We start from the raw sequence: 13101 nt of genomic DNA, 5'->3' as shown, positions 1-13101 counted from the left end.
GCGCGGTTGCGTGAAAACATTTGCAACCGCGAGCGGCAACCGCGTCAGTCGACCATCCATGTATCTTTGGTCCCGCCTCCCTGCGACGAATTGACGACGAGCGAACCCTCCTGCAACGCCACGCGCGTGAGTCCGCCGGCCACCATCGTGACGGTCTTGCCGGACAGCACGAACGGGCGCAAGTCGATATGGCGCGGCGCGATACCGCTTTCGACGAACGTCGGACACGCGGAAAGCGCCAACGTGGGCTGCGCGATATAGCCGGCCGGACGCGCAATCAGACGCTCACGGAACGCCTCGATTTCGGCTTTCGTCGAAGCCGGTCCGACGAGCATGCCGTATCCGCCCGCGCCATGCACTTCCTTGACCACCAGTTCCGGCAAATGCGCGAGCGTATAGGCCAGATCGTCGGGCTTGCGGCACTGGAACGTGGGTACGTTATTGAGGATCGGCTTCTCGCCGAGGTAAAACTCGATCATTTCCGGCACGTACGGGTAGATCGATTTGTCGTCGGCGATACCGGTGCCCATGGCGTTCGCGAGCGCCACGCGCCCGGCGCGATAGGCGGTCAGCAGACCCGGCACGCCGAGCGCCGAGTCGTTGCGGAAGGCGAGCGGATCGAGAAAATCGTCGTCGACGCGGCGGTAGATCACATCGACGCGCTTCGGCCCTTGCGTGGTGCGCATGAACACATAGTTATCGTCGACGAAGAGATCCTTGCCTTCCACCAGTTCCACGCCCATCTGCTGCGCGAGGAAGGTGTGCTCGAAATACGCGGAGTTGTACATGCCCGGCGTGAGCACCACCACGACCGGATCGTCGACGCCTTCGGGCGCGACCGAGCGCAGCGTATCGAGCAGCAGATCAGGATAATGCGCGACCGGCGCAATGCGGTTCTGCACGAAGAGCTCAGGGAAAAGCCGCATCATCATCTTGCGGTTTTCGAGCATATAGGACACGCCCGACGGGACTCGCAGGTTGTCTTCGAGTACGTAGAACTCGCCTTCGTCGCCCGCGCGCACCACGTCGACACCGGCGATATGCGCGTAAACACCGAGCGGCACATTCACGCCCTGCATTTCAGGCCGATATTGCGCGTTGGTATAGACCTGCTCGGCCGGCACGATACCGGCGCGCACAATGTTGCGATCGTGATAGACGTCGTGGATGAACAGATTGAGCGCCTGCACCCGCTGGCGCAAACCGGCCTCCAGCGTCTGCCATTCGCCGCGCGGAATGATGCGCGGAATCAGGTCGAATGGGATCAGCCGCTCGGTGCCGGACAAGTCCCCGTTCACCGCGAAGGTGATGCCGACCCGGCGAAATAGCAGATCGGCTTCCGCACGCTTGCGTGCGATCGCCTCGTTGCCCTGCTCCACCAGCCATCGCTCAAAGCGCGCGTAGTGTGGTCGCACGGCATCGTCATGATGACGCATCTCGTCATAGCATCGCATGTCACGCCCCGCTCTTGTTGTCGGATAGAAGGCGAATGCGCTGCGCATTCGGTGTTCGACAATCGATCAAGCAAGCGCTATGCCATTGAGCTTTTCGCGTACTAAACACGGTGCATGCACGCGAACAGCGCATCCCGGCCGGCAAGGCTCCGCTGTCATCGTACTGCGGCGGCCCATGATGCGCTAGTACGGTGCATACGCAGCACCGCGGTGCGTGACTTGGACAGTCCTCGGGCTCGCGCCCGGCTTCGCACACGCCATGAACGCGCATAAAAAATCCCCGTGGATTCGCACCCACGGGGATTTCAGACAACATGCACTGCGGATCGTCCCGACGGATATGTCCGCCGGGTGTCTCAAGCGTCAGCCATTGTTAAATACAAGGCCAACGCGTGAAACGCGATCAGCCTGCAGCAGCGTCCTTCAGCTTCTTCAGCGGACGTGCCTTGATGCGCACGCTAGCCGGCTTGGCCGGGAACCAACGCTCTTCGCCCGAGAACGGGTCTTTGCCGAAGCGCTTCTTCTTCGCCGGCACAGCTTGCACGACGATCTTCAGAAGACCCGACAGCGTGAATTCGCCAGCACCCTTCTTATGCACGGCGCCGAGGATCGTGTCTTCGAGCGCGGCCAGAACAGCCTTGGCGGTCTTCGGTTCCACAGCAGCGCGTTCAGCGACGTGTGCAGCCAGCGAGGCCTTCGTGAAGGTGTCCTTGATCGGCGACGGAGCGCTGGACGCCTTCACGGCGACCTTCTTAGCTGCGACGGCCTTCTTCGCAGGAACTTTCTTTGCAGCAACCTTCTTGGTCGGTACCGGGGCAGCAGCCTTCTTGGCCACCTTTTTTGCGGAAGTCGGCATGTTTCTCCTACCTGTTGTGGTCAGTGAATTGCACGAAGCGCACACGACATGTGCACGCTTCAACGCCGGATTCTACAAGCGCTAATACGATTTGCGCGACTCTTTTATGTATAACAGCGAAGGTTTGTTGCGCGGCGCAGACTGCGCAACACATTTTGATGCTTGTTTTAGCGGGTAAACGTGCGTAGGCGGGCTCGGCAACACGAACACGTAACGTACGTTACAAGTCATTTCGATGCATGAATAACGGCACTTTCTGCATCGAAGAGTAGAGGGTGAATCGTTCGGTCATCGCAAAAAAGACGTCGCGGCTCGCACGCCATGCTCCTTCACGCGGCGGAAAAAACGCGCCCCCTGCAGCGAAAAACATTGCAGGGGGCGACCAATCTCGCCCTGCGACAGAAAATCGCGGGCCGATTTCAGCGCACGGTTACTGCCGGCTGACGTGTTTCAGATCGTGTTCGCTTTCCTTCACGTGAGCCCAGTACTCGCTTTCGTCGCGCGCGAGGCCAAGCTCGCCGTTGCGATAGGCCATTGCCAGCGCGAGGTTGGCTTCGGGTAACTCCGCATTGGCCGCGCGCGTGAGCCATTGCAGCGCCAACGCGTCGTCGTGCGGCAAGCTCGTGCCGAAGCGATACTCGTTGGCAAGCTGGAACTGCGCGAGCGGCAGGCCCGCTTGCGCCGCCCGTTCGAGCCAGCGAATCGCCAGGCTTGCGTCACGCACCATGCCGTAACCATTGCGATAAAGCGTTGCAAGATCGTAGGCCACCTGGGCGTCGCGCGAATCGTGCGATGCCGCCAGCGTCAGCCAATGGCGGCTTTCCACATAGTCCGGCGCGATGCCGGGCAGCCCGCGCAATAGCAGATGCCCGAGCGTCGCCTGTGCGCGCGGCGCGCCGTCGAGCGCAAGTTGCCCGTAAAGCTCGACGCCTTCGCGACGTTCGTCGAGCCGCGTGGAATTCACGAGCACGTCCGCGAGCGCTTCGCGCGCCGCCGCGTTGCCGAATGCCGAGGTCACGCGCAACTGCCACAGCGGCCAGGCCGCGTGCGTCGCCGTGCCCTGCATCTGCCAGTCGTCGATCTGCACGTTGGACACGCGCGTGGCGGCCACCGTGGCCACCGCGACGAACGTACCGGCTGTGATGGCGACGGCCGCCGCCAGCGCCAAAGAAAGCCGCGCGTTCATTGGTTGAGGTTCACGGTGTAGACCGCGAGTCCCTTGCCCGTGCCGTCGTCGGCCTGAATCTGGGCGACGTTGGCAATGCCGTTGGCCTGCGCGAGCGCCGCCAGGTTCGGCGCCGACAGGAAGGTCACCGGGCCGGCCGTTGCCACCTTCGTAAACCGCCAGCTACGATCGCTGCCGTTGCTCGCCGCCTTGATGGCCTGCACTTTCTTGATATAGGCGATCAGCACGTCGCGGCTCGCATCGGGCGACGCGTAAATCGTCTTGCTGCCGTCGAGCCCAGGGAAATTTCCGCCACCGCTCGCGCGATAGTTGTTGGTCGCGACGATGAACGACTGCGTGTCCGAGATCGCCGCGCCCTGATATTTCAGGTTGCGAATGCGACTGCCGACAGCCTGCGTCACGTCGATTTCGTAGCTGAAATCCTTCGACGTGATCATGTCGAAGTTATAGCCGGGATACGTGCTGACGAGTGCCTGCGGCGCGGTGTTGGCCGGATCGATCTTGTTGAAGCGCTTCGCCGCGGTTTCGAGCCAGGCCTTCAGGTCGGCGCCCGTCACCTTCACCGCGTAGATGGTGTTCGGATACAGATAGAGGTCGGCGGCATTGTTGATCGCCACGTTGCCTTGCGCGACGTCGGTGAAATCGTTGCCGCCGCCGAAGCCGCTCTTGAACGGCGCGCTCACCGACAACACCGGAATGCCCGCATATTGCGGCAGATTCGCGTTGATGTAGTCCTGCGTGTAGGCCGCCTGCGCCTGGTTGACGATTTCGATGGCCGACACGTCGCCCACATCGGCAAAGTACGTGGTCATGCGGAAATCGGTCGTGCCGATCGGTGTTTTCACGTAGTTGATGGTCGCGGCGTGCTCGGCGGCGATCGCCTGTGAGACCGCCGGATCGACGGCGACGTAGCTTTTATCCGCGTTCTGGATCGAGCGGGCTTCCGCGGTGCTCGCGTTTCGGTCCACTGTCCACGTGCCGTTCGTGAAGTTCAGCGCGAGCTTGATCACGCCGAGATGTTTGCCCCAGAAATTCGCCATCACGGTCGGCACGCCGTTGACGGTGCCTTTCACCTTGTCCACACCCGGCAGATTGAATTGCGTGACCGTGCTGTTTTTATCGGGGAAGATCTGATGCGAATGGCCAATCAACATGGCGTCGATGCCAGGCACTTTGGACAGGTAGTAGCTGCCGTTTTCCATCGAAGGCGAATAGGTCGAGTTGTCGAGCCCGCCGTGCGACATCGCCACGATGATCTGCGCGCCCTTCGCCTTCATTTCCGGCACGTACTTCGACGCGCTTTCGACAAGACCTTGCGTGTAGACGTTGCCGTCGAGCCAGCGCTTGTCCCACGCCATGATGGCGGGCGGCGTGAAGCCGATCACGCCGATCTTCACCGGCGCGCTGACGGTCTTGCCGTCGGGCGTCGTGGCCGTGATCGTGCGTTCGAGGATCGTGTACGGCTTGAAGATCGGCTGCTGCGATTTCACGCCGAGCACGTTGGAGAGCACCAGCGGAAAGTTCGGCCCCGCGCATGCCGGCTGCGCGGCGACCGGACTCATGTTCGGCACGTCGAACGCGCTGCCCGTCACTTGCGCGAGAAATGGCAGGCCGTAGTTGAATTCGTGATTACCGATCGTGCCCGCGTCGTACTTCAGCAGATTCATGACCTTGTAGACACCGAGCGTGGTCTTGCAATCGATCGGCGCGACTTGCGCCTGATAGTCGGCGAGCGCGGTGCCCTGGATCGTGTCGCCGTCGTCGAGCAACATGGTATTGGGAAATTCCTTGCGCGCCGCCGCGATCAGCGTCGCCGTGCGCTCCAGACCGAGCGACTTGTCTTCCGCCAGCTTGTAGTAGTCGTAACTCAGCAGATTGGTATGGATGTCGGTGGTTTCCAGCAACGCAAGCGTCGCGGTCGTGCCATTCGCCACTTGCGGCGCGGGCGTGTCGACACTGCTGCTGCACGCCGTGATACCCGCGGCGATTCCCATTGCGCCCAGAGCCCCCAAGGTTCCCCATGCGCCAAACGCGCCCCGCGCGCGCAGCCGCTTGCCTGCCATGAACGTCACTCGCATCCTCATCGCCCTCCGGTTTGTCGTCGTGTCATGCCGGCACATCTGGCCGGCTTTGCATTACAAACAATTACAGAGGCGCAAGCGTACGGTGGGTTTATGACACTGATTTGTAGGGCATTAGATAGGTTTGAGTAAACCGTATGCGCGGTTCGCGTGCCTATTGCGCGAGCCGCGGCAGGATGCCGGCGAGCTTGGTAAGCGCCGCGTCGATATGCTCGACCGCGATATTGCCGTAGCCGAAAATCAGACCGGGCCGCGCCTTCACACGCAAATAAAACGGTGCGAGTCCATACAATCCGATCGAGGCTTCACGCGCCGCGCCAACCACGGCCTCCTCCGTCAGCGGCGCTTTCAGGTGCGCCGCCATGTGGATGCCGGCCGTGGGCACGATCGGTTCGAACCAGGGCGCGAGGCCGCCGTGCAGATGATCGAGCAGCACCGCACGGCGCGCCGCATAGGTCTTGTGCATGCGCCGCAGGTGCTTGGCGAAATCGCCGTTGAGCATGAAGGCCGCGAGCGCGGTTTGCGTGAGCGTGCAGCCGTGCCAGTCGGCGATCTGGCGCGCCTTGAGGAGCGGACCGTAAAGCGAAGCCGGTGGCACCACGTAACCGACCCGCAGTTCGGGAAAGATCGTCTTCGAAAACGTGCCCACGTAGGCCACAAGCCCGGCGCGATCGAGGCTTTTGAGCGGCTCCATCGGCCGGCCTTCGAAACGGTACTCGCAGTCGTAGTCGTCCTCGATGATCACCGCGCCGCGCTTCTGCGCCCATTCGAGCAACTCGACGCGGCGCTCGAGACTCATCGGCATGCCGAGCGGAAACTGGTGTGAAGGCGTCAGATAGACGAGCCGCGCCTTGTCCGGCAGCTTGCTCACGATCAGCCCTTGCGCATCCACCGGCACGGGCACCACGCGCGCGCCGGTGGCCTTCAGACAGGCATGGGCGGGCGAATAAGCGGGGTCTTCGATAGCCGCGACGTCGCCGGCACGCAACGTGACGCGAGCCAGCAGATCGAGCGCGTGCTGTGCGCCTTGCGTCACGATCACGTCTTCCCAGTTGCTCGCCACGGCGCGGTTAAAGGCCAGATAGCGCGAGATCGCGAGACGCAACTCCTGCTCGCCGGCCGCGTCGCGATACGTGCCGGGGCCGCGCGCTTGCGCACGCAACGCACGATTCACGCAGCGGCGCCACACGTCGAAGGGGAACAGCGTCTTGTCGGTCGCGCCGCCTATGAAGTCCTGCGGCGACATTACCGAAGGACGCGGCAACGCGAGGCGCTCGGGCATCTCCTCCCACAGCGGCTGGGCGCGCGCGGCGGCCTTCGCCTTGGCCCGCTCGCGCGACACATCCGCCGCCTTAGCATGCGAGGAACGCTCCACCGGCAGACGCTCCAGGCCGTCGGCGACGAAAGTGCCCGAGCCGGCTCGGGCGCTGAGATAACCCTCGGAAAGTAGCCGCTCGAATACGTCGAGCGTCGTCTTGCGCGACACCCCCAGTTGCGTGGCGAGTTCTCGCGTGGACGGCAGGCGCGTGCCGCCGGCAAGGCGCCCTTCGAGGATGCCGGCGCGCAACTGGCGATAGATCTGTCCAGACAGATCGTGATGCCCTTGGACCGCGATATGGATTTCCATCCGGGTGGCTACCTCAACTATCCGGAAGAGGGTTGAGTCGAAAGACCCATGTCGGTCCTAAGCTTACCCCCGTCGCCGGCATTTGAGCGGACATTGACGATCAGGAAGGTCTGATGCCGGAAGTGCCGGATTACTCCGCCACCACGCCGTTCAGTGCCGCGCTTTGCCGCGCGCTCTCACGCGCTTCGTCGCTGCAGCGCTGATGTTCGCGCGACAGCTTGCGCATCAACGGCAACAGCAGAACCGCCACCAGCGCGCCCACCGCCGCGAGCCAGCCGAGGCCGGTGAACAGCTTGGTGTAGAGCGGCAGTGATTCGAGTGGATCCATGTCGCCGGCCGGCATCTGCGCGAAATTCGCCACCACGCTGCCCAGATATTGCGACACACCGGTCGCGACGAAGTAGGCGCCCATCATGAAGCCGCTCATGCGTGCCGGTACGTAACGCGCGATCATGGCGAGCCCGAGACCGCTCACCAGCAGTTCGCCGAGCGAATACAGCCCGTAGCCGCCCACCATGAACCACGACGACACGCGTCCGTTCACCGCGTAATTGCCACTCGCCGCATAGACGAAAAAGCCGGCCGCCACCACAGCGAAACCGAACGCGTACTTCACCGCCACAGGAACGTCCTTGCCGCTTTTCGCGAGCTTGGTGTAAAGCAGCGCAAGCACAGGGCTCAGCAACATGATCCAGATAGGATTGAGCGCCTGGAACTGCGCGGCGCTCCACGTGAACCACGTCTGGCCGAACAGAATGAAACGCGGATCGACGTTGCGCAGCGCGAAGAGCGTGAGCGAGGTCGACATCTGCACGTAGAACACGAAGAACAGGATCACCTGCGCGGTCAGAATCAGCGCGGCCACCAGACCCGAGCGCTCCGAGCGTTCGCACTTCATCAGCATGTAGCCGAAGATCGCCAGAATCGCGACGCCCGCCGTGTACACACAGGCCACCGCGATCGCCTTGTGCTGCAGCACGAACATGGTCGCCGCGCCGAGCGCGAGGCCGCCCAGCGCGACCGCGCCGACGCGCTTCCAGCGCACCGGTTCGGCATCCGGCGCGGAGCCGATATGCGCGAGCGTGCGGAACATGACGAAATAGTTCAGCACCGACAACAGCATCCCCGCACAGCAGACGGCGAACGCCGTGTGCCAGCCCCAATGGTCCTTGATCCACGGCGTGGCGAGCATCGACACGGTCGAGCCGATGTTGACCGCCATGTAATAGATCGTGAACGCACTGTCGATGCGCGCGTCGTCGCCTTCATAAATACGGCGCACGAGATTCGCGGCATTGGCCTTGAAGAGACCATTGCCCACCACGATCACGCCGAGCGACGCGTACATATAGGCAAGCTGGTCATTGGGCAGCGCCAGCATGAAATAGCCGACCGACAGCACGCCGGCGCCGAAGATCATCGTGCGGCGCGCGCCGAGAATCTTGTCGCCGATCCAGCCGCCGATCGAGGGCGACGCATACACCAGCGCCGTGAACGCGCCCCACGTGAGGGTGGCGTGGCTGTCGGTGAACTGCAGCTTGTCGATCATGAACAGGACCAGCAGCGCGGCCATGCCGTAGTAGCCGAAGCGCTCCCACATCTCGATCAGAAAGACCGTCGAAAACGAACGGGTCTGCGACACGTGCGCGCCCGGCGGATTGGATGAATTCATCGTGTACCTCTTGTTCAAACGGTTACGGCGTCGCGCGAACTGGCCGCGCGGCGCATGAAACGGAATCTGGAAAGACAGTCGGCGCAGCCTGTGCCGTCACGCACACGCGGACGCATGGGCCCTGGCGCGAACGCGCGCATTCGCGCGCCAATGCGCCAAACCAGCAGATAAACCAGGAAGGGTGGCGAAGGCCCGTCTCGCGATAGGCCCCGAAGCAAGTCCCGTTGCTGAGCGCCCTGCGCAACGCGTTGCCGGGGCACGCGAGGTCATATCGGGCTCGCGCTCCGGCATGCGGAGCGGGCTCAATGATAAAGCATCGCGGCGAATGGAAATTCTGAGGCCGGCCGATGGCGTCGGTGCCAGTCGGCGACGGGCGGCGAGCCCGCGGCGGGAAAGATCGGCAGTGATGGTCATATCCTTACGCCGGCGGGCGTTCGGTTGGAACGGGCCGGACAGTGCTCCGCCGCACAGGATCGCTGCGCGCGGAATGAGAAACAGCGGGGCCGATTCTGCAAATAGAAACATGCTGAGTCACTCAGGGATTTCACCGATCCCGCGTTGATGACATGGGTCGATTGCGCCTTGCGTCTTTGCCGCATCCGCACCCGCGGCCAAAAATAATCTGTAATGTCATGCCGTTAATCCTGCTGATACTCGAATTGCATAAACGCGCCGGCGAGCGTGCATACTCCAGGCATTACCGCCTTTGTTTGCTGTTTTCCGAAATAAACGGTCATTCTGGCGGGGTTTAGTTTCGATTCTGGCAACATAGAGTGTTATCTCAGATTGTGGTCGCTTGCCTCACCCGGCGTCGCCAAGGCCCGATGCCGCGCCCGGACCGCAATCAAACCATATTTACATATATCAAACAAATTTTGACGGGCTAATTTCCTCCTGCTATGGTCACGACAATTCAAAAGAGCAATCCGGCACTAGAAATCGGCAGCAAGATCCGCGCGCTGCGGCAACGGCTCAAGCGCACGCTGGATGACACGGCAACCGCGGCGGGCATTTCCAAGCCGTTTTTGTCGCAGGTGGAACGTGGCCTCGCGTCACCGTCCATCACGTCGTTGGCGGGGATCGCAAACGCACTCGGGGTCACGGTGCAGTATTTCGTCGACACACCCAGCGAAGAACGCTGCGTGAGCCGCGGCGATCAGTTGAGGTTTTTCGGTTTTGCGGACTCGGCCAATCTGTTTGCGCGGCTGACCAATGTGACGGGCGGCCGTCAGCTCGAGGCGATCCTGGTGAGAATGCCACCCGGGCAGAAGCGCTCCGAAGTCACCACGCATGCCGGAGAAGAGTTTATGTATGTGATCGACGGCGAAGTGTCGTTGACACTGGAAGGCAAGACGTTCGTGTTGCACGCGGGAGACAGCGCGCATTACGAATCGACGGTGCCGCACAGTTGGGTGAACACCGCGCGCATCGAGTCGGTGGTCGTCTGGGTGGGCACACCAAGACTGTTCTGAAGAGCAGGCACCTCATCCGGTCGGACCGGCCAGGGATTGCCTGCATTACGCAATGTAAGGAATCCTGCATGTCGCGCTATCAATACGAGCAACAAGGGCCGCCCTGGCCCGAGCAACGCAGCTAAACGGGCGCCCTGGCGCCAGCGCGTTTCTCTCCCGACCTTTCCTGCGATCTCAATCGATGAAAACCCCGTTCGTCTACGCGACGGCGCTGACCGCGCTCGTCCTCTCGTTCGCCCCGTCCGCTTTTGCTGTCAACGTACCTGCCGGCGTCACGCTCGCCGCGAGCCAGGAAATCACCCGCCAGGTGCCGGCTGAAACCGAATCGCTCGACCCCGCGCATATCGAATCGTGGACCGGCAATACGATCGCGCTCGACCTGTTCGAAGGCCTGACGCGCATCGACGCAGCCGGCGCGGTGGTGCCGGGCGTCGCGCAATCGTGGACGCGCACCGGGCCGGACACGTGGGTGTTCAAACTGCGCCACGATGCGCGCTGGAGCAACGGTCAGCCGGTCACGGCGGCGGACTTCATCTACGCATGGCAGCGCGTGCTCGATCCGAAAACCGGCTCGAAGTACACCGTGCTGGTCGAATTCGTGAAGAACGCCAAGGCGATTCTCGCCGGCAAGGCGCCGCTCACGAGCCTCGCCGCGCGCGCCGTCGATCCGTACACGCTCGAAGTCACCACCGAAGTTCCCGCCGCCTTCTTCCCGCAACTGGCCGCCATGCCGACCATGGCGCCGGTCAACCGTGATGTCGTGACGAAGTTCGGCGGCGACTGGACCCGGCCGGGCAACTTCGTCGGCAACGGACCTTATGCGCTGACCGACTGGCAGCCGAGCAACCGCCTGGTGGGCACGAAGAGCAAGACGTACTGGAACGCCAGCAAGGTCGTGATCACGAAAGTGACCTACCTGCCGATTGAAAACGACGAAACGGCCATGCGCATGTATCAGGCCGGTCAGTTCGACTATACGTATTCAGTCCCCTCGGGCATCTATGCGCAGGTGAGCAAGCAGTTCGGCTCCGAACTGAAAACCGGCCTGCAGATCGCCACCTATTACTACAGCCTCAACAACGACGACCCGCTGTTCAAGGACAAGCGCGTACGCCAGGCCCTCTCGATGGTGCTCGATCGCGACCTGCTGACCCAGCGCCTCACCGCGGACGGCGAACTGCCCATGTACGGCCTGATTTCCAAGGGCACGCAAGGCGCGGCCGTTTTCAAGCCTGAGTGGTCCACCTGGCCGATGCCCAAGCGCGTGGACTATGCCCGCAATCTGCTGAAGCAGGCGGGCTATTCGGACGCCAAGCCGCTCACGTTCACGCTCACCTACAACACCAACGACCTGCACAAGAAAGTCGCGCTGTTCGCGACTTCCGAATGGCGCACCAAGCTCGGCGTGAACGCCAAGCTCGAAAACGTCGAATACAAGGTGCTGCTCAAGCAGCGCCACGACGGCAAGGTACAGGCCTCGCGCGACGGCTGGTTCGTCGACTACAACGACGCCATGTCGTATTTCGATCTGATCCGCTGCAACAGCGTGCAGAACGATCAGCGCTACTGCAACCCGCAAGTCGACAAACTGGTCGATCAGGCCAACCAGCAGCTCGACGACGCGAAGCGCACCGCTCTGCTCACGCAGGCGCACGATCTGGCGATGAACGACTATCCGCTGGTGCCGCTCTTCCAGTACTCGGCGGACCGGCTGGTGAAACCGTATGTGGGCGGCTATACGTCGACCAACTACGTCGACCAGCGCGCCACGCAAGACATGTATCTGATCAAGCACTAAGCGCGGGAGCACCGTCATGCTGGCCTATACGCTGCGCCGCACGCTCTGGGCGATCCCGACGATTCTCGCCGTGATCACCGCGTGCTATCTGCTGCTGCATCTCACCCCGGGCGGACCGTTCGACACCGAGAAGCAACTCTCGGCGGCGGTCCTCGCGAACCTCAACGCCAAGTACCACCTCGACGAACCGTTGTGGTTGCAGTACCTCCACTATCTCGGTTCGCTGCTGCACGGCGATCTCGGGCCGTCGTTCCGCTACGCCGACTGGACCGTCAACGATCTGGTGTGGAAGGCGTTGCCGGTGAGCCTCGGCGTGGGCGGCGTCTCGGTGCCGATCGCGCTCGTGATCGGCGTCGCGCTCGGCACCGTGGCCGCGGTGCGGCGCGACCGCTTCGTCGATCACTTCGTGATGGTGCTCGGCAATATCGGCAACGTGGTGCCGCCTTTCGTGCTCGGCCCGGTGCTCGTGTGGATCTTCGCAATCCTGCTGAAGACCTCCGAAGGGCACGGCTGGCTGCCGGCCGGCGGCTGGGGCGAAGGCGAATGGCGCTATCGCGTGCTGCCGATCGTGCTGCTCACCATCATCAACGTCGCCGCGATTGCCCGCGTGATGCGCGGCAGCATGATCGAAGTGCTGTCGGGCAACTTCATCCGCACGGCGCGCGCCAAAGGTTTGCCGGGCCGCACGATCGTGTTGCGCCACGCAATGAAGCCGGCGCTGATGCCGGTCGTCTCGCTGCTCGGTTCGATCTGCATCTCCTCGATCACCGCGGCGGTGGTCACCGAATCGGTGTTCGCGCTGCCGGGCCTCGGCCAGCTGGTCGTCAACGGTGCGATCAATCGCGACTACACCCTCGTGCTCGGCCTCGTCGTGCTGACGACCGCTATCGCCGTGCTGTTCAATCTGCTGGTCGACCTCGCCTATGCGTGGCTCGATCCGCGCATCCGGTACTGA

The 13101-nt window shown here is 62.6% G+C and carries 9 protein-coding genes; 3 read left to right on the top strand and 6 right to left on the bottom strand.

All coding sequences use genetic code 11. The features are described 5' to 3' along the window. Positions 1 to 44: 44 nt before the first annotated feature. The 6 genes from BLW71_RS32950 to BLW71_RS32925 all read right to left on the bottom strand — a co-directional run bounded on the left by BLW71_RS32950 (position 45) and on the right by BLW71_RS32925 (position 8876). Positions 45 to 1454 (bottom strand): circularly permuted type 2 ATP-grasp protein, encoded by a 1410-nt coding sequence (locus BLW71_RS32950; RefSeq protein ID WP_091807082.1) that lies wholly within the window; start codon positions 1452 to 1454, stop codon positions 45 to 47. A gap of 403 nt (positions 1455 to 1857) precedes the next feature. Then, complete coding sequence (locus BLW71_RS32945; RefSeq protein ID WP_007177969.1) at positions 1858 to 2310, bottom strand: HU family DNA-binding protein; 453 nt, start codon at positions 2308 to 2310, stop codon at positions 1858 to 1860. A 430-nt stretch (positions 2311 to 2740) separates the two neighbouring features. Then, the gene (locus BLW71_RS32940; protein WP_091807081.1) at positions 2741 to 3496 is read right to left on the bottom strand and encodes a tetratricopeptide repeat protein; all 756 of its coding nucleotides are present in this window, start codon (positions 3494 to 3496) and stop codon (positions 2741 to 2743) included. Further along, positions 3493 to 5490, bottom strand: coding sequence for a bifunctional 2',3'-cyclic-nucleotide 2'-phosphodiesterase/3'-nucleotidase (locus tag BLW71_RS32935; protein ID WP_286162230.1), 1998 nt, complete (start codon positions 5488 to 5490; stop codon positions 3493 to 3495). The genes BLW71_RS32940 and BLW71_RS32935 overlap by 4 nt, the downstream gene beginning before the upstream one ends. 241 nt (positions 5491 to 5731) lie before the next feature. Further along, entirely contained in the window at positions 5732 to 7204 is a 1473-nt protein-coding gene (gene pdxR / locus BLW71_RS32930; protein ID WP_091807077.1) for a MocR-like pyridoxine biosynthesis transcription factor PdxR, read from the bottom strand. A gap of 130 nt (positions 7205 to 7334) precedes the next feature. Beyond that, complete coding sequence (locus BLW71_RS32925; RefSeq protein ID WP_091807074.1) at positions 7335 to 8876, bottom strand: peptide MFS transporter; 1542 nt, start codon at positions 8874 to 8876, stop codon at positions 7335 to 7337. Between the two features lie 899 nt (positions 8877 to 9775). Here BLW71_RS32925 and BLW71_RS32920 point away from each other — a divergent pair. From BLW71_RS32920 to BLW71_RS32910, 3 genes are all read left to right on the top strand, one after another. Then, a complete protein-coding gene (locus tag BLW71_RS32920) occupies positions 9776 to 10348 on the top strand; it encodes a cupin domain-containing protein (RefSeq protein ID WP_007177972.1) in 573 nt (190 codons plus the stop codon). Between the two features lie 181 nt (positions 10349 to 10529). After that, positions 10530 to 12146 (top strand): peptide ABC transporter substrate-binding protein, encoded by a 1617-nt coding sequence (locus BLW71_RS32915; protein ID WP_091807072.1) that lies wholly within the window; start codon positions 10530 to 10532, stop codon positions 12144 to 12146. Positions 12147 to 12162: 16 nt separating this feature from the next. Continuing rightward, positions 12163 to 13101: an ABC transporter permease subunit gene (locus BLW71_RS32910; RefSeq protein WP_091807070.1), complete on the top strand. Its 939-nt coding sequence runs from the start codon at positions 12163 to 12165 to the stop codon at positions 13099 to 13101.

The sequence above is a fragment of the Burkholderia sp. WP9 genome (genome assembly GCF_900104795.1).
GTDB lineage: Bacteria > Pseudomonadota > Gammaproteobacteria > Burkholderiales > Burkholderiaceae > Paraburkholderia.
Note: the sequence above shows the minus strand (reverse complement) of the source record. Positions and strands in the feature narration are given on the sequence as shown.